Raw genomic sequence first — 19,324 nt, 5'->3', positions numbered from 1 at the left:
ATGGAACGATGCAGAATGGTTTTTTCCGGTTCCGGCGGGCAGGGGGTGATCACCGCGGCGATCATTCTGGCGGAAGCTGCCGTGCTTTATGAAAACCTGATTGCGGTGCAGGCTCAATCTTACGGCCCGGAAGCGCGGGGAGGCGCCACCCGCTCCGACGTCATCATCGCCGATTCGCCGATCTACTTTCCGAAGGTGACCCAGCCCAATGTTCTGGTTTGTCTTACCCAGCAGGCATACGCCGGTTTCTCATCGATAATCCGTCCGGGGGGGCTGCTTCTTACCGATGCCCGCTACGTAAAAACGGAGAAGAAGGTGGAGGCGCGGCAGCTCAATCTGCCCATGTACGATACGGTTATGGAAAAGATCGGCAAACCCATCGTCTTTAACATCTTTATGCTCGGCACGCTTATAGGGCTTACGCGCCTGGTGCGTCCTGAATCCATCATCAAGGTGCTGGAAAAACAGATACCGCCAGGTTTTTTGGCGATGAATCAGCAGGCCTTGGATCTTGGACTTAAACTCGGCGAGGAATTCCGGTAAGCGAAGACTGCGCAGGGGTTAAAACAGACAAGGCCTTAATGGCGGTGATCTTTGGGAAAGTATAGATAATCACCGATGCTTTCTTCTTCTTTTTTACAAAATACTAAGTTTCATTATTCAGATTTCCGGCCCGTAAAACGGCCCGTTTTTAAAGCGGGCTCTTTGCGAGTCGGAGCGAGGCCATCAGAGAAAAAATATGGCAATGAATCCTCATGCCCGGTTTTTGCGATGCCGAACATGAATATATAATCCCTGGAGGCACATAGATGAAGATCCACGAGTATCAGGCAAAGGAACTCCTTCGGGAATACGGGATTCCCGTTTCCCGCGGCGGCTCGGCTGCCACCCCGGAAGAGGCACGCCGCGCGGCTGGGGAATTATCGGGAAAAGTCGTAATAAAGGCGCAGATTCACTCCGGGGGTAGGGGCAAGGGGGGCGGGGTCAGACTCGCTGCTTCACCGGAAGAGGCGTTTGCCGTCTCCGAAAAGATCATCGGGATGCAGCTTGTCACCCATCAGACCGGCCCGGAAGGGAAGAAGGTGCGCCGCGTACTGGTGGAGGAGGCGTCGGAGGTGCAAAGGGAATTATACCTGAGCCTGCTGGTGGATCGCTCGCAAAAAAGGGAATGCGTTGTCTTGATGGCGTCGGAGGCGGGCGGCATGGAGATAGAAAAGGTGGCTGCCGACTCTCCCGAGAAGATCGTTTCCTGCGCACTCCACCCGGTTGTGGGATTCAGCCCCTTCCAGGCGCGCAAACTGGCCGCGGCTCTTCATTTAAACGCCGAACAGCGCCAAACATTTACCGAGATTGTCCGCAACCTCTACCGGCTGTTTTTGGACAAGGATTGTTCCCTTTTAGAGATAAACCCGCTGGCCATTATCGCAGACGGCAGGCTCCTCGCCCTCGATGCCAAGCTTGATTTCGACGATGACGGACTCTACCGCCATCCGGAAATAAAGGGGCTGCGGGATCAGGACGAAGAGGCCCCCCTGGAGGTAGCGGCAAAAAATGCCTCGGTAAACTATATAAAATTAGAGGGTAACGTCGGCTGCATGGTCAATGGGGCGGGGCTTGCGATGACGACGATGGACATGATCAAGATGGCGGGTGGGGAACCGGCCAACTTCCTCGACGTCGGCGGTGGCGCATCGCCGGAGCAGATTCAAAAGGCCTTCACAATCCTGACCGCCGATCCCCATGTAAAGTGCATCCTCGTAAACATCTTTGGCGGCATCCTTCGGTGCGACAGGGTTTCCGCCGGGCTGATCCAGGCCGCTCGCAATATCGAGCTTAAGCTGCCGCTGGTGGTGAGGCTCCAGGGGACGAATGTTGCCGAAGGCAGAAAGATGCTCGCTGAATCGGGGCTTCGGTTCACGGTGGCAGAAGGTCTTTACGAGGCGGCCCGGCAGGCTGTCGCTCTGGTGCCGTAAGCTTGCCTAACCAAGTGCCGCCTTCGCAAGCGGACTTTGATTAAAAAATGAAAGGCGTCGAGGAGAGAATTTCCTATGGCCATATTGCTGGATGAAAAGTCACGGATTGTAATTCAGGGGATCACCGGCTCCGAAGGGAGCTTTCACACCCGGGAAGCGGTGAAGATGGGAACGAGGATTGTTGCCGGCGTTACTCCGGGCAAAGGGGGTGCTGAATTGGACGGCATTCCCGTTTATGAGTGCGTGGCGGAGGCCGTTAAAGGGCATGGAGCCAATGTTTCCGCAATCTACACGCCGGCGGCCTTTACCCCGGATGCCGTCTTCGAGGCTATTGAAGCGGGTATTGAGCTTATAGTCTGCATGACGGAGGGAATTCCCGTCCTCGAGATGGTTCGAGTAAAACAGGCGCTGAAGGGGTCCGGGGCCAGAATGATCGGCCCGAACTGCCCGGGAATCACAACCCCGGGCGTAGGCAAGGTCGGCTTCATGCCGAACTTTATCCATAAACGGGGAAACGTCGGAGTTGTCTCGCGCAGCGGTACCCTCACCTACGAGGTGATCTGGCAGTTGACGAATCTGGGGATAGGCCAGTCAACCTCGGTAGGAATAGGCGGAGACCCGATTGTCGGCTCAGGCTTTACGGATATCCTGTCCCTGTTCGAACATGATCCGCAAACAGAGGCTATTGTCATGATTGGCGAGATCGGTGGCACGGCGGAAGAAGAGGCGGCGGAGTTCATCACCTCGCAGGTGAAAAAACCGGTCGTTTCCTTTATTGCCGGCAGAACCGCCCCGCCGGGACGGCGGATGGGGCATGCCGGGGCGATCATCTCCGGCGGAAAAGGAACAGCCGCCGATAAATTCAAGGCCCTCGAAAATGCCGGCGTTATCGTGGAGAAAAATCCCGCCGAGCTGGGTCAGCGAATGGCGGAGATTCTCAAAAAAAAATAGCAATGTTAACTCCGTTTTTCCCTTGACAAGAAGGGAAAAAATGCTTTAGACCGCAAAAACAACAAACCGGAAAAATACTGAGGGAGGAACCATTGATGGATGTTCATGCCCACGAGTTGATTGTTGTCGGAGGAGGGTTGGCGGGAACGAGGGCAGTTGACGAGGCGGCCCTCAGGGGGGTGGATGTCGGCTGGATATCCAAGATTTATCCCATCCGTTCCCATTCCGGAGAGGCGCAGGGAGGAATCAATGCCGCCATGTGCAATCATCCGGATGGAAAGGACGACAGTCCCGAACGTCACGGCTATGATACAGCCAAGGGCGGGGATTTTCTCGGCGATCAGGATGCAATTCTGATCATGACCGAACAGGCCCCGAAGACGGTCCGCGAGATGGACCACTGGGGCGTTCCCTTTTCCCGCTTTGCCGATGGCTCCATCGCCCAGCGGCCTTTCGGCGGGGCGGCTTTCCCCAGAACATGCTATGGGGCCGACAGAACCGGCCACTTTCTGCTGCACGCCGTTTACCAGAAATATCTGACCCTCAAAGACAGGGTGCAGCTCTACGACGAGTACTATGCCGTCGGTTTGATCATCGAAGATAACGTCTGCCACGGTTTGACCGCTTTCAACATGCGTACCGGCAAGTTGGAGGCGTTTCTTGGCCATGCGGTCATTTTTGGAACCGGGGGATCGGGCCGGGTGTATGGGCGCACCACCAATTCCTACAGCTCCACCGCCCTGGGCGTAACGATGCCGTACTGGGCGGGAGTGCCAATCAAGGACATGGAATTCGTTCAGTTTCATCCTACCTGCATTACCGGCAAACATATCCTGATGACCGAAGGCGCCCGGGGCGAGGGAGGATATCTGATCAATAATGACGGGGAGCGTTTCATGAAGCGCTATGCCCCGAAGGCGATTGAACTGGCGCCGCGGGATATGGTTTCCCGTTCGATAGAAACCGAGCTGATCGCTGGGCGCGGCATCAAGGGCGAAAAATATGTCTATCTCGATATCCGGCACCTCGGCCGGGCGAAAATCGACGAGAGGCTGCCGGGAATAAAGGCCATCTGCGTGGATTTTCTGGGAATTGACCCGGTCACGGAGCCGATCCCCATCCGCCCCGCCCAGCATTATTCGATGGGCGGGATCGATTGCGATCACACCTGCAAGACGGAGGTGGAGGGGTTCTACGCGGCGGGGGAATGCGCCTGTGTCAGCGTTCATGGGGCCAATCGTCTCGGCGGCAACTCCCTGCTCGAAACCATTGTTTTTGGAGAAATCGCCGGTCGGAACGCCTCCCTGGCGATCCAGGGCAAGGGGGCGCCCAAGGATTACAGCCTGGTGAAGGATGCGCTCCGGAAGAAGGAAAAGGAACTGGAGGAACTTTACAATCGCGGCGGTTCGGAAGACCCTTACAAAATCAGGGACGAGGTGCATGACATCGTTGACAACAAGGTGCAGATCTTCAGAAACAAGGCTGATTTGGAGTCTGCCCTGCAGGAGATCAGGGCGGTCAAGAAGCGGTTCCGCAATATCCGCTCCGCCACCAAGGGCAGCGTCTTCAATTTTGATCGGACATGGACCCTGGAGATTGCGGCCGGCATAGATCTGGCGGAGGTGATTGCACTTGGCGCCCTTGCCCGGGAAGAAAGTCGGGGAGCTCACTCCCGAACGGATTTTCCGAACCGCGATGATGCAAATTGGCAGAAACACACCATTGCCAGATTTACGGAAGACGGCCCGGAGCTTTCCTATAAACCTGTCACCATCACGAAATGGCAACCGGAAGAAAGGAAATATTAAGATGGCTCAAATAGGCGAAAAGGCGGTTCTTGAGATACTGCGCTATGATCCTCAGGCAGACAAAAAACCTCATTATGAGACCTATGAAGTTCCCGTTGTCAAAGGGCTGACGGTTCTGGAATCTCTCTATTACATCCTGGAAAACTACGACGGCAGCTTGGCCTACCGTTCCTCATGCCGGGCGGCGGTTTGCGGGTCGTGCGGGATGAAGATCAACGACAAGTTTGCCCTGGCCTGCCGGACCCTCGTCGAAAACATAAAATCGCCCCGGATCAAGGTCGAACCCCTCGCCAATTTGCCGCTGATCAAGGATCTGGTCGTGGATATGACCGATTTTTACGAAAAATACACACTTGTCGAACCCTTCCTGATTCCCAAGGAGATCCCTCCCGAAAAGGAATTTTACCAGTCTCCCGATGACCGCAAGAGCGTTGACGGCCTTGTGGAGTGCATCATGTGCGGCGCCTGTTACGCGGCCTGCACCATGGCTGGATGGGATCAGAAATTTCCCGGTCCTTTCGGCATGCTGGCCGCGGACGGCAAACTCCGGGATACAAGAGACAAGCTGGGCAGCGAGCGCATTGTCAATCTCTCCGACGAGCATGGGATCTGGCGCTGCCATGACGAATTCAACTGCATGGAGGCCTGCCCGAAACAGCTCTCGCCCACCGGTGCGATCCACCACCTGAAGAGGACAGCGGTCAAGTATCGTTTCACCTCGCCCCAGCGAGAAGAGCTGGTCGATGAAGAGACGAAGCCGTTGCCTGTGGCGTTCCCGGAGGCCGTTTCTGCGAGAAGAAACTTCATGAAAACGGCATTTTGGGGTGGCGCCGGGGCGATCGGCGCCGGATTTCTGCTCATGTTTCCGCCCCTGTTCAGCGAACCGGCGCGGGGTTGGGAGTCGGGCTGGATAAAGTGGGGCGAGATGCCAAATTTGCAGCCGGACGTTCCGCTGGAAATAGCCTACAACAGACAGAAATGGGAACGGGGCAAGCTTGTTTCCTACCCGAAAAGGGCATATCTCGTCAAAGATGAAGCAGGCGCCCTCTCCGCGATGGATCCCACCTGCACGCATCTCGGCTGCATCTGCTACTGGGACGAATCCATTCGCATGTTTTTATGCCCCTGCCACGGCGGCGCTTTCAATAAGGAAGGGAAAGTCACATTAGGACCTCCCCCGGCGCCACTGGCCCATCTTAAAGTCAAGGTCGAAGGGGGGATACTCTATCTCCAGGAGGAGGTCGCATAATATGGAGCAGACTCTGGGAAGCAAAATGGGGGCGTGGGAACTGCTGAAGACGAAATTCTTTTACAAACCCCTCTCCAAGGATATTGGCTGGTGGTACACGCTGGGCTCTCTCAGCTTTTTTCTCTTCATCATCCAGGTTATAACGGGGTTCCTGCTGGCCGGCAACTACGTCCCTACGCTTAAGGAGGCATACGGCAGCGTGGAGTACATCCAGAATGAACTGACGCTGGGCTGGCTGATCAGGGGCGTCCACCACTGGGCCTCCCACTTCATGGTGTTGACGGTGTTTATCCATCTGCTCCGGGCTTTTTTCCACGGCGGATATAAAAAACCGAACCAGTTTATCTGGGTAACCGGCCTGTGTCTGTTCTTTCTGACCGCCCTGATGGCGCTCACCGGCTATATCCTGCCGTGGTCAGACCGTTCTTACTGGGCGGCCACCATCCTGGCGAAGGTTTTTGAATTCCTGCCGCTGATCGGCGGCTGGCTGGCCAACATGGTCGGAGGCATTCAGGTCGGAGGCCTGACGCTGACCCGCTACGGCTCCTTGCACATGATTCTGCTGCCGATGGCGATTCTGGCCGTTATCGCCAACCATGTGGCGCTCATTCAGATCCACGGCGAGAAGGGACCTCCCCCCCGCGCCGGGATCGAGGTCGGTACGCAGCCATTTTTCCCCTACCAACTCGCCAAGGACGCGATCGCCTCTTTGCTGATGATGGCGGCCTTGTTCATACTGGCCCGCTATGTCGGCGTTCCGGCAGACCCCGCGGCGCAACCGCTGGCGTCGATCAATTCCGTCCCCAAACCGGAGTGGTTTATCCTCTTCGGCTATGAAATACTGAAGATGTTTGAGGGTAAATCGATTGTTATTGCCTTAACGGTTTTTCCCTTGTTCGGGATCGCCGTTCTGCTCTTTCTGCCCTTCTACGACAAGAACCCGGAGCGCGCCTACACAAAGAGACCGCTTGCCATTGCCACGGGCTTTGGCGCCGTCATTCTTATCCTGTACCTGACGCTTATCGCCGAGGTTTCCTCGCCTCTGCCTGGTAAATTTTTTGCCCCGGATCGTCCGCTTACCGTCAAGGAGCTGGCCGGACTGGCGCTTTTTGAAAAAAATGTTTGCTACAGCTGCCACAGCATCGAAGGGGTGGGCATGAAAAATGCGCCCGATCTGTGGAAGGTCGGCACGAAAAGAGACCAGGAATTCTTGCGGAATCTGCTGAAGGATCCCGACAAAACCCTGGGCAAAAAGGGGAAAATGGTAAAATATCATCTCGATGACGCCGATCGGGAAGCGCTGGTGAGCTACCTGCGCAGCATCGATTTTACGCATTACAAGGCGAAGCGGATAGAACCGTCCCTGTTTCGGAGCGCCCATATTATCTATCGCAACGAACAGGGGATAACAGACCGGGAGGTCAGTGGCAGGACGCAGCAAATAGTCGCTTTGCTTGAGAAAAACAAAGAGGAATTGCACGAGAAAAGCCCGCTTGCGAAAACCTCCCGGGAAGAGATCGCCCAGCTTGCCGGGTATTTCGCGGCAAACTACAAATAACATCTCTGCAGAGAGAGCCGCCGCCGGGCGGACGCAGGAACTATTTTTTAGCTATTTCATAAAGGGGGAAAAGATGGAAGATACAAAAAATGCCGACCGTATCATACGCAGAAGGGATTCGCTGAGTCTCTCCGAATGGCGTGCAACGCAGGTAGGGATGTGGGCATGGCTTATACAGAGATTTTCTGCGCTTTTGATCGTTATTCTGATCGCGCTTCATCTGGTCTATCCCTATATGGTGAGCCTGCAGGCCATCATGGCATTTTTAGTGTTTCTCCACGCGTGTTTGGGATTGCGGGTGATTTTTCTCGATCTGGGCGCCGATACCGCCCTCCACAAAACCCTGTTTTATGTCATGATCGCCTTGGCCTTCGTCCTTTTTGTGATCGTGCTTAAATACCGGATATTATACTTCTGATTTTTATTTTTTGTTCAACTGATTCGCCACTGACGCGGTTGCCTGGGCGACGGCATCCTGATCCCCCAGATAGAAATGGTTGACGGCGCGTAGCTGGTCGTCAAGCTCATAGATCAGCGGAATGCCTGTCGGGATATTCAGCTCGGTAATCACATTGTCGGGGACATCGTCCAGGTACTTCACCAGGGCGCGGATGCTGTTTCCATGCGCCACGATCACTAATTTCTTGCCCGCGCGGAGCTCCGGGACAATCGCTTCATGCCAGTAGGGAAGGACCCTCTCCAGCGTATTTTTCAGCGATTCCCCCACTGGCAGCTCCGCTGGCTCTAACCCCCTATACCTTGGGTCGCTGCCCGAAAAACGCTCGTCTGTCGTTTCCAAGGCAGGCGGCGGGGTGTCATAACTTCTTCGCCAGATATGCACCTGTTCCATGCCGTACTTATCGGCGGTATCCTTCTTGTTGAGCCCTTGCAAGGCCCCGTAATGGCGTTCGTTGAGCCGCCACGACCGATGCACAGGCAGCCACATCAGCTCCATCTCGTCCAGCACAATCCATAATGTCCTGATCGCCCGCTTCAACACTGAAGTATGGGCCAGATCGAATGTATAACCCTCTTCTTTCAGAAGCCTGCCAGCCTGATGAGCCTCGGCAATCCCCTTTTCGGTAAGATCAACATCAGTCCATCCGGTAAAGCGGTTTTCCAGATTCCAGGCGCTTTCCCCGTGCCGAATCAAAACCATTCTGATCATGGTGCTTTCCTCCGTTAGTGTATTTTTGGTTCCATGATAAATAGCGACTTCCGTTACAATCAACCTGAATAAACGGGGCGCCGAAGACCGATTATGTGTGGGCATCCATATCATAATCGTTTTGGCAAATCCAGCCCGGAAAAAAATTCATTGACATTGAGGGTCGCAATTATTACTGTACGCCGCAATTTTGAGCGCAGGGGCATGGATAGGTACGCTAATCGGCCTTGTTATCTTTTCAATGCTCCTGTCAACCTATACCAGCCCTGCACTGGGGAGTCGCCAATTCAGCAGCGCGCAGTTCGGCATCCTCGCCGGCTATTTGCTGCCAGGGTTTTTTGAGCCACGGAGGGGGATTAGCCATCGTTAAGCGAAGCATCAGCGTTTTAATAATTCTATCCGCGCTTTTTTTCTGGCCGCACCTGTCTGCCGCCGAGGGGCTTAAGCTGACCTGCCGTTCGGCTATCCTCATGGACATGAATACCGGCAGAATACTCTATTCCCATTTTGCCGATACGCGTCTCCAACCGGCATCAATTACGAAAATCCTCTCCCTTTACATCGCCGACGAGGCGATAAAAGCGGGGCGAACCAGGCTTTCCGACCAGGTAAGGATCAGCCGCAAGGCATCGAATACGGGCGGCTCCCGCATGTTCGTTCAGGCGGGCAGTGAAATTACCCTGGGAGAACTTATGAAGGGGATCGCGGTTGTTTCCGCCAATGACGGCTCCGTTGCCCTGGCCGAATATCTCGGGGGCACCGTGGAGCAATTCGTCGCGCAGATGAACCGGAAGGCCCGTGAATTAGGGATGTCCAACAGCAACTTCCAGAATCCCAACGGTCTCCCCGCCAAAAACCAATTTACGACGGCTCGGGACATGCTTGTTTTGGCCAGAAGCTATCTGCAGCGCTTTCCGGAGGCGCTCGATCTGCATTCCACCCAGTACTTCACCTACAACAGCATCACCCAGCGCAACCGGAACAGCCTGCTGCGCCATTATCCCGACGCGGACGGCTTGAAGACAGGATGGGTCGCAATCGCCGGATATCACATAATTGCGACGGCAAAACGGGGGGACACCCGCCTGATCGCCGTGGTGATGGGGGCAAAGAGCCCCGGCATCCGGGCAAGGGAAACGGGACAGCTCCTCGATGAGGGATTCAGAAGGATCAATAAAGGCAATCGCCAGGGGTAAAATCAAGCATGGCTGCCGCCTTGGCCAAATTTTGACTAACTGATTTGGTTTATGGGCGGAATGTGAAACAGCCCCTTCAACACCTCGTCGAAATAATCAGGAAGATAACGGTCCCAGAGCTTTATCGGCAGTTCGCCCAGGACGCCGTTGCGGCAGGCGGCGGGTAAGAAAAACAGATACTCCAAAAGATATCCAATGTTCCTGGCAAGCGGTCCCCGATACTGCTGCTTCAGCCTCTGTTCAATAATTCTATCTTCGTGCATGCTTTTGCCAAGTTCGCTTTCCAGAATCTCCTGATAACTGGAAACGATTATTTCCACCAGCACATCCTCCTCCCCCGCAAGCACAAACTCCCGGAATGATTGATTCGCCTCATACGGGGAATACCCCCGCGCCTGCATGATGCGGAGAGAGCCCTCTTCTAGGGGAAGGGCAAGGATATCCCTTTTCGGGGGGCGGAAGCGGACGACCAGATTGGTCGCATTGTAACGCCCGCTGTGCTTCTCCGCTTCGACAATCTCGCCGTTCGCTGCGCGCGCTATCAGCTCCTGAATTTTCATTTCTTCGTGGGGCTCGAGGATAACCTTGATGCCGGCGACATCGTTTATCGGATCAATTTTTCCGTCCGCGTCGATTGGTCGTCGCTCGCGCAAATCCTCGAGCAGCCGATTCTCCGCCCGAAAAAACTCCGCTTCCATTTCCTCCGGAGCGGTCAGGAGTGAGGTGCGGGGAATCCCCAACAGCCGCGCCCGGTCGTTTGCCATCATGTCGGCGTCTTTTTTTATCCGGTCAAAGATGATATCGATGATCCGGCGGGCCGATTTTTCGGCAAGACGACGTACCCGTTTGATTCTGCTGGATCCTACATATATTCGTTCACTGTTGCCGGCTGCAAAATAGAGTGCGCCGTTAAAGGGCGTTTCCCGGTAAAAACGTCCCGGATTAAGGCGGTAATCGCCGGTGAGTTGGTCAATTCTTTCATTGCGATATGGAGGCGACGTAACAAGGGCGTCTTTCAGATCGCCTTTTCTGGTAGCGGGGAAAACTGAAAGGGGGCCCGGACGCAGTCCCGAAAAGATGCCCTGGGCAAAAATTTTCAGATAGCGGGAGACAAAGACGCTGTTGAAATGGACGAGTTTGACCACGCTGTCGGCATCGTCGGGACGCGTCTCATTGTACATCCAGCGGCGAATAACGTCGCTGAGGACTTCCCGGTGCAAAAATCCGTTTATGGTAATCACTATCTTTTACCTCGATTACGTGCAGGGAAAGGGGGTTTCGCCCCCGCACTATCGTTACGATTCCGCCGCAGCGCTCCGGCGCCCGCTTCCCAGGTCAAGCAGGCCCTGAGGCGTATCGATCAGAAAATCGGGAGAGGCAGCGGCGAGCTTCTCCCGGCTGTGCCACCCCCAGGCGGCGGCCACGCTTACAACCCCGGCTGCCTTCGCCTCGGCAATGTCCCCCGTCGTGTCCCCTATGTAGTAGGTTTGACAAGGGGAAACCCCATATTTCGATAAGGCGTGGCTGATTTTTTCCCGCTTGCTGAAGAGAAAATCAGAGCCGAGAATGTCCTGAAAATAGGTTAAAAAGCCAAAACTGCTCAGCGCTTTGGCGATTGTCTGTGAACCGTTTGACGAAACAACGGCCAGCAGATTGTCTTGCTGCAGGGAGCTCAAAACCGGGATGAGTCCCGGGAAAGGCCTCATCGCACTGTAATCGAGGCCGGGGAGAATTTCCTTTGCGGCGCGGGAAAAGGCCGCAAGGTCAACCCCCCGGCCAGCCATTGATTCGTAGAAATTCCCTTCGAAAAGTTCCAGATAATCGGCGCGACTCGAGACGATGGGCGTGCCAATCCGTTCGAGGATAAGTCTGACCGCCTCCGAGTACAGGTGCAGCGAGTCGGCAAGCACCCCGTCAAAGTCGAAAAGCATCATTGATTCTACGGCAGCCGTCATGTTCCGGTTCACTCCTGTCTGCTTGCTAAAGATGGTTGACGATGTGTCAGGTACTGATAAAAACGCACCAGCCGGACAATGACAATTGCCATCAACAGGCGGGGAAGATAAAGCCAGAGCGGATTGACTCCCAGGGCCATGAAGAGCGGCGGATCTTCCACCATCGAGTGGTTCATCCCGATGGAAAGATGGAGAAGTTCCAGTTCTTCCTTGTTCAATCTGCCGTTTTTGGCCTCTTCCACAATGACCGCCCCGCCATATGAGAGACCAAAGACAACCGCCGTCATCCAGAGAAATCCCACCCTCTGGTTCAACCCCATGAGTCGGAGAAAAGGGCTGAGCGCCCGCACAAAGGGATGAATCAAATCGAATGTCTTGAGCAGTTCCAAAACGGTAAGCAGCGCAATGATAATGAGGAATATTTTGACGATGAGCCACGCTGTAGTTATCGCCCAGCGCCCGATCATGGCACTAAAGGCGGTGTTTGCCGCGACCTTTCCCATGGCGGCTGCGGACATAAGCGCGGAACTCCCGGCCCAGGGCGCGATCAGCAGGACAAGGGCTGCCGCGGCGCCAAGCCGGACCAGCGTTGCCTTGAGTGGATGGATGCCGGACTTGCCCTGAATTATGCCTTCCTGGATCAGCGCATGAGCGGTCAGGACAAAAACGGCCATCAGCGTTATTTGCCCGGCGCTGAAGGGAAAGACTATCATCGCCGCGATCGCGGCGTAAACGGAGCTGAGAATGCCTATCAAAAGCGGCAAGGCCGCCTCGGGAGGAAGAGAAAGCGCCCCCATCAAGGGTTTGAGAAAAAAATCCAGATGAGTCAGAAGACCGCTCCAGTCGAGAATTGCCGTCAAAAGCGAGATCGGGATCACGATCTTCATCATCCAGATAAAACCCTCATACCCCTTTTTTATTCCTTCTTGCAGCCCTGTTTGCAGTTTTTCGTTCATTCGTTTCCTTGCTGAATTGCCGGATAGCGGTTAAAAATCAAGCCTGTCCTGCAGAAAATCCCACGCCATTTGTATGCCGAGCGCCGTCTTGACGTCAACGATCCGCCTGTCGCGGATCATCTGCCTGGCCTCGTCGAAGGAAACTTGCATGACCCGTATATACTCGTCCTCGTCACCGGGAAGGGATGCGGCGTGAAGATCAGTGGCAAGGTAAAAGTACATGTATTCATTGGAATATCCAGGGACGAGATATCCTTCGAAAAGCCTGATCAGCCGGCCGGCCTGGAAGCCCGCCTCTTCGGCAAGCTCACGCTGCACGCATCCCGCGACATCCTCTCCTTGCTTATCCATAGTGCCGGCAGGTATTTCGACAATCATCCCGCCTGCCGCTTGCCGGTACTGATCAATCAGCACCAGCTTGCCGTCCTGATTTACCGGGACGACGGCTACTGTGGGGCGGTGGTCAAGCCAGCTATACTGGAATTTCCGGCCATCGGGAAGCCGGACGTCGCTTTGGTACAAGTCAAAAATGCGGCAACTATAAAGCTGTTTGCGGTTGAGTTCTCCTGCATCCGGCATGGTTTTTTCTCCTTGGCGCCTGTTAATTTTTTTGCATCAGCGCGCTGATATTTTGTTCAATAGTCTCTTTCGGCAGGGCGCCAACCAGGCTTTTGACCATTTTGCCGTCCCGGAAAAACAGCATTGTCGGGATGCTGCGGATATTGTAACGAGAAGCAACAACCTGGTTTTCGTCCACGTTAAGCTTGGCAATCCGGATGCCTCCCGCATATTTGGCAGCCAGTTCATCGAGGATCGGCGCCACCAGGCGGCAGGGGGCGCACCAGGGCGCCCAGCAGTCAACAAGCACGGCCCCGGGGGCGGAAAGGACCTCCCTGTCAAAGGTTGAGTCATTGACCTCAATCGGACGGCCCGCGTCCGCCGTTACCGCCAGCACAACGCCGCAGTTACCGCAGAGGGGGTTTTCACTGAGCCTGTTTTCGGGAATGCGGTTCTTTGTGCCGCAGCTCAGACAGCGGATGATTATCTCGTCCAGCGGCTTTCCGCACTTTCCGCAGAGGGGACGGTCATGCATCCTTTCTTTCGATATCCGGTTTTTGGCGCCGCAATTCAGGCACCGCACCACCATCTCTTCGTTGTTCATATTGCCACCTTTACGCTGACCGGGTTTAATGTTCGGATCAGCTCCGCCGGCGCCATTTCCGCGAGCAATCCCCGACTTCCGGCATTGATCAAGATCCTGGGAAGAAGCGCAATGTCTTCCTCCATAAAAATCCTAAGAGGGCGTTTCGTTCCAAACGGAGACGTTCCTCCGACACGGTAGCCGGTATGCCTTTCGGCAACATGGGGTTCACAGGGGGTTACCGATTTTACCCCCATAACCCTGGCCAGCGCCTTGGTGGAAACCTTCCGGTCCCCATGCATGAGGATTATAAGGGGTTTTCCGCCATCATCCTCCATGACCAGCGTCTTGATCACCAGGTTTTCATCAACCTCCAGTTCACGCGCGGCAACGGTTGTTCCCCCATGTTCTTCATAGCGATAGGACCGCAACGTGAAACTGAGCCCGTTTTTTTTCATAAAGAGCAGGGCGGGGGTTGCCGGTATCCGTTCCTTGGCCATTTTTTCTCAATCCTTAAGGCGTTCTTGCACCTTTTGCAATATAGCCATAAAACCTCGGAAGGTCAATGACCTTGTCAAGCATAAAACCGGGACGTTAAAGAATGCACTGGCAGGGAAGACTTTTTGATAAACAGTAATGCGAACAATCTGGCTTTTTGTTTAAAATTCTGATAAAGGACCCAACAGTTTCTTTACATTGCAGAAGCAATAAAAAATGTCAGCATAAATATACAATATTTTAAAGGAGATAACGATGAATTCCCAAAGCAAGGAAACAAGACTGCAACAGCAGGCGTTACTTAATTCAAAGCTGCAGAAGCGCCTGGCAATGCTTGCCGAAAAGGGCATGGACGAAAAAGCGATCCCCAGAGATGTGATTGTCAAGGAACTGAAGTCCAAGCTTAAGGAAACGGCGGCGCGCTTGCGGGCGATTGAAAAGGTCGCCAAGCGGACGGGGGAACTTGACGCCATCAAGGCCGAACGCTTGGCAAACCCGAAGAAGAACATGCCTCGGGCCAAGAAGGAAGCCCCGGAAGCCCCGGCCGAGACGAAAGCAAAAAAGAAAAAGAAGGCCGAGTAGCTGCGGAAGTAAACGAGCCGGGGCGGCGGGAAAGACCTGGGTATTTATGTCAGAGGGAGGAGATATGCGAGAGTCATTAAAATTGGTTTCTGCGGCATTGCTGGCGGTTCTTTTGCTTGCAGCTTGCACCACCTACGAGCGGAAGGTGACGCCCTTCAAGCTGCCGGAGGCCTACCCGAATGCCAAAACCGTGGCCGGGGCCACAATTGCCGCGAAGGCTTATGACGGCAAGGAGGAAGCGGCTGCCGCTTTCGGGTTTGACATCCGGGGGGCAGGGTTGCTGCCGGTGCAGGTTGTTTTTGACAATGCCGGAAACCATCCGCTGGAGATTGTAACGGGCAAGACTTTTCTGGTCGATGAGGAGAACAACCTCTGGCCGATCCTCGATCAGGGGATGGCGTATGATCGTTTGAACAAGGCGACGGAGCTGGGGCGGGTTCTCCCGGAAGCGGGGAAGGGGGGACTGCTTGCCGGTGCGGCTGGCGCGGCTATCGGGGCGGCGATCGGCATCGTAACTGGGCAGAATGTTGCAGCAACCGCCGGTAAGGGCGCAGCCGTCGGGGCCGCCGCGGGGATTACGATGGGAGGGGCAAAGGGGATGACCGATTCCGAGGTCAGGGGACAAATTCGGGAGGACCTCCAGAATCGTTCCCTGTCCGCGCAGACCATTGCCCCCCATCAAGTGGCCAATGGTTTTATCTTCTATCCCGGGGAGGCGAAGAAACCCAAAGAGCTGCGGCTCAGCATCAGGGCAGCGGATACGAAACAGGTCTATCCACTGACCTTGATATTCTAATTTTTGCGGACGGGGCGCCGATATGGCGGAAACAATCAAAACAATCTTCATGTCCCTCTTATTGATCGCCGTGCTGATTCTTATCTTAAGAATTACCGGCTGGAAGATGAAAAGGGCGGCTGACGCCATCGTCGCTGATTTGAGAAAGCAACAGGCCTTCGATCCGGCTTCGGCGCGTGAGCTTCCCTACAGCAAGGTGGAGCTTTTTCACGTCGGCCTCCGTGATTACCGTCCCAAAGCATTGGCGGCACTGGTCCGGCAGGATGTTGTGCGGATCGAGGGCGGCAAATATTACCTGAACGAGGGGCAGGCGGCAGGTATTTCCGGCGCGGCGGCCCCCGGCGCAAGAGATTTACAGTCGTGAGCGCCGCTGAAAAGAATTTATTAATAAGATACTTGCTATTTATATAACTTTCCGATACAGTCCCCTCATCCGGCCTAGCCCCAAGAAAAAATGATTGGAGTATTGATCGTTGTTTTTTAACCCTTCCATGAAACACAAGGCGCTCCGTAAGGCGTTGCGTATGTTTGCCGAGGCGGAGATCGGCCCTATCGCCCGCGATATCGATCGCGAGGCAAGATTTCCCTGGGAAGTTATTGAGAAGATGCGTCCCCTTGATCTCTTCGGCATGCAGGTGCCCAAGGCTTTCGGCGGCGCTGATATGGACTCGATCAGCTATGCGATCGTCATTGAAGAAATTTCTCGCGTAAGCGCGGCGGTTGGTCTTTGCCTGGCAATTCACAACAGTATCTGCCTGCATCCGATCAACCGCTGGGGAACGGATGAACAGAAAAAACGGTTCCTGCCGGGAATGGTGCGCGGTGAGAAGATAGGCGCATACTGCATGACGGAAGCCGGTATCGGTTCCGACGTGGGCGGCGTGGAGACAAGCGCGACACCCGAGGGCGATGATTATGTACTGAACGGCACAAAGATCTTCGTGACCAATGGGGGCATCTGCGGCACCGCTCTGGTCTTTGCCACCACCGATTATCAGAACCCCCGGCGGGGCGCCACGATGTTCATAGTTGACAGGGAAACCCCCGGTTTCATAGTCGGAGAGATAGAGGAACTCTGCGGGATGAGGGCAAACCCGGTTTCCTCTATCTATCTGGAAAATTGCCGCGTCCCGGCGAAAAATGTGCTCGGCCAGCCAGGGGAAGGTGTCAGGATCGGGATGGAATCACTCAATGTCGGCCGCATCGGCATTGCCGCTCAGGCGATGGGAATTGCGCAGGCTGCGTTTGATGATTCGGTTCTCTACTCCAAGGAGCGACAGCAGTTTAAGAAACCTATTTCCTCTTTTCAGACAATCCAGAATTATCTTGCCGATATGGCAACGGATATCGATGCGGGGCGACTTCTCCTGTACCGTGCCTGCGCGGCGCAGGATTCCGGCAGCCCCTTGCGGGAGGCGGCGGCGATGGCAAAACTTTTCTGCAGTGAAATGGCCATGCGCGTCGCGAACAAAGCCGTGCAAATTCATGGCGGGTACGGATACAGCAAGGAATATGCCGTGGAACGCTACTTCCGAGACGCGAAGGTTACGGAACTTTACGAGGGGACAAGCGAGGTGCAGCGGATAGTTATCTCCCGCGAGGTGCTTGCCAAAAGGGTTTAGGATATGCTGAAGCTGGTAGTTTGTATCAAACAGGTTCCGCAAGTATCGGAACTTCCGTGGGATCCCGATACCGGGCGTCTCAAGCGCGAATTGTCGGAAGGGATGATGAACCCGGCCTGCCGGTTTGCGCTGGAGGCGGCGCTCAAAATCAGGGATAAAATCGGCGCCAGAATCACCGCTGTTACCATGGGGCCGCCTTCTGCCGAGGAGGTTCTCCGCGAGGCAATCGCCCTGGGCGCGGACAAGGGGTTCCTGATTTCCGACCGCAAAATGGCAGGTTCTGATACCTATGCGACCTCCTTGATCCTGGCAAAGGCAATCCAAAAAAACATCCCCGAATTTGATCTGATTTTGTGCGGGGCTTCGACCAATGACAGCTCAACAGCCCAGGTTGGCCCTCAACTTGCCGAGGAACTCGATATTCCCGGCGTAGCCTATGTGAATGAACTGGAAATTACCGGCAACAAGGCGCGGGTGCGCCGCACCGAGGACGATTTTTGTGAGAAAATGGAGATGGAACTTCCCGGACTTGCCACGTTCAACACAGGTGGAACCGTTCCCCGTTATGTATCGATGCGAGGATTCCAGGCGGCCTTTGCTGAATCCGACATAGTCATGCTGGATGCGGCCTCCCTGGGGCTGAATCAGGACTGGATCGGCTCAAAGGGTTCTGCCACCAAAATGCGCAACGTCTATTCGCCGATGGCAGGCCGGGAAAATGTTGTTCTTACCGGAACGACCAAAAGGATTCTTGATCAGCTTTTCATGTTGTTCGACGACCGCATCGGCGGCGTGATCGGCAAGGACTTGAAAACGGATAAGAGTTGAAAATGACCGAAAAAAAACGAGGCATCTGGATTTTTGGCGACTACCGGAACTACTTTCAAAATCGCGTAACTATCCAGTTAATCGCCCGGGCGCGGGAACTGGCGGTACAGATCGATGCCGAGGTGAGTGTTATTGTCTTCGGCAGCGGGGTTGATGAATACGTCAAGGAATATATCTCCCACGGCGCCGACAGAATATACCTGACCGACAATCCCCGGCTTGCCGAATACAGCATGGAAACCTATTCCTTTTTGATGGAGAGACTGGCCAGACGGGAAAAGCCGGAGATAATACTAATCGGCGCCACCGCTTTCGGCCGGGAATTTGCGCCGCATGTGGCCAAGCGACTCGGAACAGGGCTGACGGCAGACTGTATCGGCCTCGACATCGATGAGACGGGTCTGCTTGTGCAGCGCGCCCCTTCCTTTGGCGGCAAGCTGATCGCGGAGGTTATTATTCCGGAGCGGCGGCCACAAATGGCAACCGTCCATCCGGGAATCTTCCAGGAACTTCCCCATGATGCCGCCCGCGCGGCCGAGATTGTCAATGTGCCGATGCCGGAAAATATGCCCTCCGACCGCATCCGCATAATCAGCGTGGAGCGGTGTCCGGTAAAGGAAGATAATTTGGAGCATGCGAAAATTGTTGTTTGCGGGGGACGCGGCATGGGCAACAAGAAGAAGTTTGCCAAGCTCTACGAGCTCGCCGAACTGCTGGGCGGCGAAGTAGGCGCGACGCGTCCGGTGGTATATTTAAACTGGGTCGGGCGGGAGGCCATGGTCGGACAGGCGGGGAAGCAGATTCGTCCTAACATACTGTTTTCGTTCGGTATTAGTGGGGCTATGCAGCATACGGCTTCGATAAACAACGCCAAATTTATCATTGCGGTCAATAAAAATCCCAACGCGCCGATTATGAGAATGGCCGATGTGGCGATCGTTGCCGATGCCAGTCAGATATGCAACTCACTCATTGCGGAGCTGAAACGCCGGATCAGGGGCTGAGGAATTTCCCCGGTGCCGGGGAAATCCGGTTAGCCGGCG

General features: G+C 54.9%; 21 protein-coding genes. 14 read left to right on the top strand and 7 right to left on the bottom strand.

Going from position 1 to position 19,324, the window contains the following annotated elements; genetic code table 11:
* The 7 genes from K0B01_08515 to K0B01_08485 all read left to right on the top strand — a co-directional run bounded on the left by K0B01_08515 (position 1) and on the right by K0B01_08485 (position 7,957).
* Positions 1-543 (top strand): 2-oxoacid:acceptor oxidoreductase family protein, encoded by a 543-nt coding sequence (locus tag K0B01_08515; GenBank protein ID MBW6486173.1) that lies wholly within the window; start codon positions 1-3, stop codon positions 541-543.
* A gap of 266 nt (positions 544-809) precedes the next feature.
* Positions 810-1,973, top strand: coding sequence for an ADP-forming succinate--CoA ligase subunit beta (gene sucC, locus K0B01_08510; protein MBW6486172.1), 1,164 nt, complete (start codon positions 810-812; stop codon positions 1,971-1,973).
* A 75-nt stretch (positions 1,974-2,048) separates the two neighbouring features.
* The gene (gene sucD / locus K0B01_08505; GenBank protein ID MBW6486171.1) at positions 2,049-2,924 is read left to right on the top strand and encodes a succinate--CoA ligase subunit alpha; all 876 of its coding nucleotides are present in this window, start codon (positions 2,049-2,051) and stop codon (positions 2,922-2,924) included.
* A 92-nt stretch (positions 2,925-3,016) separates the two neighbouring features.
* On the top strand, positions 3,017-4,732 hold the full coding sequence (locus K0B01_08500; protein MBW6486170.1) for an FAD-binding protein: 1,716 nt from the start codon (positions 3,017-3,019) through the stop codon (positions 4,730-4,732).
* A gap of 1 nt (position 4,733) precedes the next feature.
* Positions 4,734-5,981 carry a succinate dehydrogenase iron-sulfur subunit gene (sdhB, locus tag K0B01_08495; protein MBW6486169.1) on the top strand — a complete coding sequence of 416 codons (1,248 nt, stop codon included), beginning with the start codon at positions 4,734-4,736 and terminating at the stop codon, positions 5,979-5,981.
* 1 nt (position 5,982) lies between these two features.
* A complete protein-coding gene (locus tag K0B01_08490; GenBank protein ID MBW6486168.1) occupies positions 5,983-7,539 on the top strand; it encodes a cytochrome b N-terminal domain-containing protein in 1,557 nt (518 codons plus the stop codon).
* A 73-nt stretch (positions 7,540-7,612) separates the two neighbouring features.
* Entirely contained in the window at positions 7,613-7,957 is a 345-nt protein-coding gene (locus K0B01_08485; protein MBW6486167.1) for a succinate dehydrogenase, read from the top strand.
* A gap of 3 nt (positions 7,958-7,960) precedes the next feature.
* Here the strand turns inward: K0B01_08485 and gpmA are convergent, their stop codons facing one another.
* Entirely contained in the window at positions 7,961-8,707 is a 747-nt protein-coding gene (gene gpmA, locus K0B01_08480; protein MBW6486166.1) for a 2,3-diphosphoglycerate-dependent phosphoglycerate mutase, read from the bottom strand.
* 338 nt (positions 8,708-9,045) lie between these two features.
* Between gpmA and K0B01_08475 the strand changes: the two genes are divergently transcribed.
* On the top strand, positions 9,046-9,903 hold the full coding sequence (locus K0B01_08475) for a D-alanyl-D-alanine carboxypeptidase (protein MBW6486165.1): 858 nt from the start codon (positions 9,046-9,048) through the stop codon (positions 9,901-9,903).
* A 35-nt stretch (positions 9,904-9,938) separates the two neighbouring features.
* Here K0B01_08475 and K0B01_08470 read toward each other — a convergent pair whose 3' ends face one another.
* From K0B01_08470 to K0B01_08445, 6 genes are read right to left on the bottom strand one after another with little or no spacing between them, the layout of a single operon-like run.
* The gene (locus K0B01_08470; GenBank protein ID MBW6486164.1) at positions 9,939-11,144 is read right to left on the bottom strand and encodes a hypothetical protein; all 1,206 of its coding nucleotides are present in this window, start codon (positions 11,142-11,144) and stop codon (positions 9,939-9,941) included.
* Between the two features lie 54 nt (positions 11,145-11,198).
* Positions 11,199-11,858: an HAD family hydrolase gene (locus tag K0B01_08465; GenBank protein ID MBW6486163.1), complete on the bottom strand. Its 660-nt coding sequence runs from the start codon at positions 11,856-11,858 to the stop codon at positions 11,199-11,201.
* An 8-nt stretch (positions 11,859-11,866) separates the two neighbouring features.
* A complete protein-coding gene (locus K0B01_08460; protein ID MBW6486162.1) occupies positions 11,867-12,814 on the bottom strand; it encodes a hypothetical protein in 948 nt (315 codons plus the stop codon).
* Between the two features lie 30 nt (positions 12,815-12,844).
* A complete protein-coding gene (locus K0B01_08455; GenBank protein ID MBW6486161.1) occupies positions 12,845-13,393 on the bottom strand; it encodes an NUDIX hydrolase in 549 nt (182 codons plus the stop codon).
* Between the two features lie 22 nt (positions 13,394-13,415).
* Positions 13,416-13,976: a thioredoxin TrxC gene (gene trxC / locus K0B01_08450; protein ID MBW6486160.1), complete on the bottom strand. Its 561-nt coding sequence runs from the start codon at positions 13,974-13,976 to the stop codon at positions 13,416-13,418.
* Positions 13,973-14,455 (bottom strand): aminoacyl-tRNA deacylase, encoded by a 483-nt coding sequence (locus K0B01_08445; GenBank protein ID MBW6486159.1) that lies wholly within the window; start codon positions 14,453-14,455, stop codon positions 13,973-13,975. Before K0B01_08445 ends, trxC begins: the two co-directional genes overlap by 4 nt.
* A 253-nt stretch (positions 14,456-14,708) precedes the next feature.
* Between K0B01_08445 and K0B01_08440 the strand changes: the two genes are divergently transcribed.
* The 6 genes from K0B01_08440 to K0B01_08415 all read left to right on the top strand — a co-directional run bounded on the left by K0B01_08440 (position 14,709) and on the right by K0B01_08415 (position 19,285).
* Positions 14,709-15,035, top strand: coding sequence for a hypothetical protein (locus tag K0B01_08440; protein ID MBW6486158.1), 327 nt, complete (start codon positions 14,709-14,711; stop codon positions 15,033-15,035).
* A gap of 64 nt (positions 15,036-15,099) precedes the next feature.
* Positions 15,100-15,831: a hypothetical protein gene (locus tag K0B01_08435; protein ID MBW6486157.1), complete on the top strand. Its 732-nt coding sequence runs from the start codon at positions 15,100-15,102 to the stop codon at positions 15,829-15,831.
* Between the two features lie 22 nt (positions 15,832-15,853).
* Complete coding sequence (locus K0B01_08430; protein ID MBW6486156.1) at positions 15,854-16,195, top strand: hypothetical protein; 342 nt, start codon at positions 15,854-15,856, stop codon at positions 16,193-16,195.
* 109 nt (positions 16,196-16,304) lie between these two features.
* On the top strand, positions 16,305-17,453 hold the full coding sequence (locus tag K0B01_08425; protein ID MBW6486155.1) for an acyl-CoA dehydrogenase family protein: 1,149 nt from the start codon (positions 16,305-16,307) through the stop codon (positions 17,451-17,453).
* A 3-nt stretch (positions 17,454-17,456) separates the two neighbouring features.
* Positions 17,457-18,281, top strand: coding sequence for an electron transfer flavoprotein subunit beta/FixA family protein (locus K0B01_08420; GenBank protein ID MBW6486154.1), 825 nt, complete (start codon positions 17,457-17,459; stop codon positions 18,279-18,281).
* Positions 18,282-18,283: 2 nt separating this feature from the next.
* Complete coding sequence (locus K0B01_08415; GenBank protein ID MBW6486153.1) at positions 18,284-19,285, top strand: electron transfer flavoprotein subunit alpha/FixB family protein; 1,002 nt, start codon at positions 18,284-18,286, stop codon at positions 19,283-19,285.
* Positions 19,286-19,324 lie beyond the last annotated feature (39 nt).

This window comes from Syntrophobacterales bacterium, assembly GCA_019429105.1.
Taxonomy (GTDB): Bacteria; Desulfobacterota; Syntrophia; order Syntrophales; family UBA5619; genus DYTH01.
The sequence above is the reverse complement of the archived record's forward strand: the minus strand, read 5'-3'. Positions and strand labels throughout refer to the sequence as shown.

Bases quoted from the DNA above. Each gene is read 5' to 3' on its own strand.
- K0B01_08515 (MBW6486173.1), top strand. From the start codon at position 1: ATGGAACGATGCAGAATGGTTTTTTCCGGTTCCGGCGGGCAGGGGGTG.
- sucC (MBW6486172.1), top strand. From the start codon at position 810: ATGAAGATCCACGAGTATCAGGCAAAGGAACTCCTTCGGGAATACGGG.
- sucD (MBW6486171.1), top strand. From the start codon at position 2,049: ATGGCCATATTGCTGGATGAAAAGTCACGGATTGTAATTCAGGGGATC.
- sdhB (MBW6486169.1), top strand. From the start codon at position 4,734: ATGGCTCAAATAGGCGAAAAGGCGGTTCTTGAGATACTGCGCTATGAT.
- K0B01_08490 (MBW6486168.1), top strand. From the start codon at position 5,983: ATGGAGCAGACTCTGGGAAGCAAAATGGGGGCGTGGGAACTGCTGAAG.
- K0B01_08485 (MBW6486167.1), top strand. From the start codon at position 7,613: ATGGAAGATACAAAAAATGCCGACCGTATCATACGCAGAAGGGATTCG.
- gpmA (MBW6486166.1), bottom strand. From the start codon at position 8,707: ATGATCAGAATGGTTTTGATTCGGCACGGGGAAAGCGCCTGGAATCTG.
- K0B01_08465 (MBW6486163.1), bottom strand. From the start codon at position 11,858: ATGACGGCTGCCGTAGAATCAATGATGCTTTTCGACTTTGACGGGGTG.
- K0B01_08460 (MBW6486162.1), bottom strand. From the start codon at position 12,814: ATGAACGAAAAACTGCAAACAGGGCTGCAAGAAGGAATAAAAAAGGGG.
- K0B01_08455 (MBW6486161.1), bottom strand. From the start codon at position 13,393: ATGCCGGATGCAGGAGAACTCAACCGCAAACAGCTTTATAGTTGCCGC.
- trxC (MBW6486160.1), bottom strand. From the start codon at position 13,976: ATGAACAACGAAGAGATGGTGGTGCGGTGCCTGAATTGCGGCGCCAAA.
- K0B01_08445 (MBW6486159.1), bottom strand. From the start codon at position 14,455: ATGGCCAAGGAACGGATACCGGCAACCCCCGCCCTGCTCTTTATGAAA.
- K0B01_08440 (MBW6486158.1), top strand. From the start codon at position 14,709: ATGAATTCCCAAAGCAAGGAAACAAGACTGCAACAGCAGGCGTTACTT.
- K0B01_08435 (MBW6486157.1), top strand. From the start codon at position 15,100: ATGCGAGAGTCATTAAAATTGGTTTCTGCGGCATTGCTGGCGGTTCTT.
- K0B01_08430 (MBW6486156.1), top strand. From the start codon at position 15,854: ATGGCGGAAACAATCAAAACAATCTTCATGTCCCTCTTATTGATCGCC.
- K0B01_08420 (MBW6486154.1), top strand. From the start codon at position 17,457: ATGCTGAAGCTGGTAGTTTGTATCAAACAGGTTCCGCAAGTATCGGAA.
- K0B01_08415 (MBW6486153.1), top strand. From the start codon at position 18,284: ATGACCGAAAAAAAACGAGGCATCTGGATTTTTGGCGACTACCGGAAC.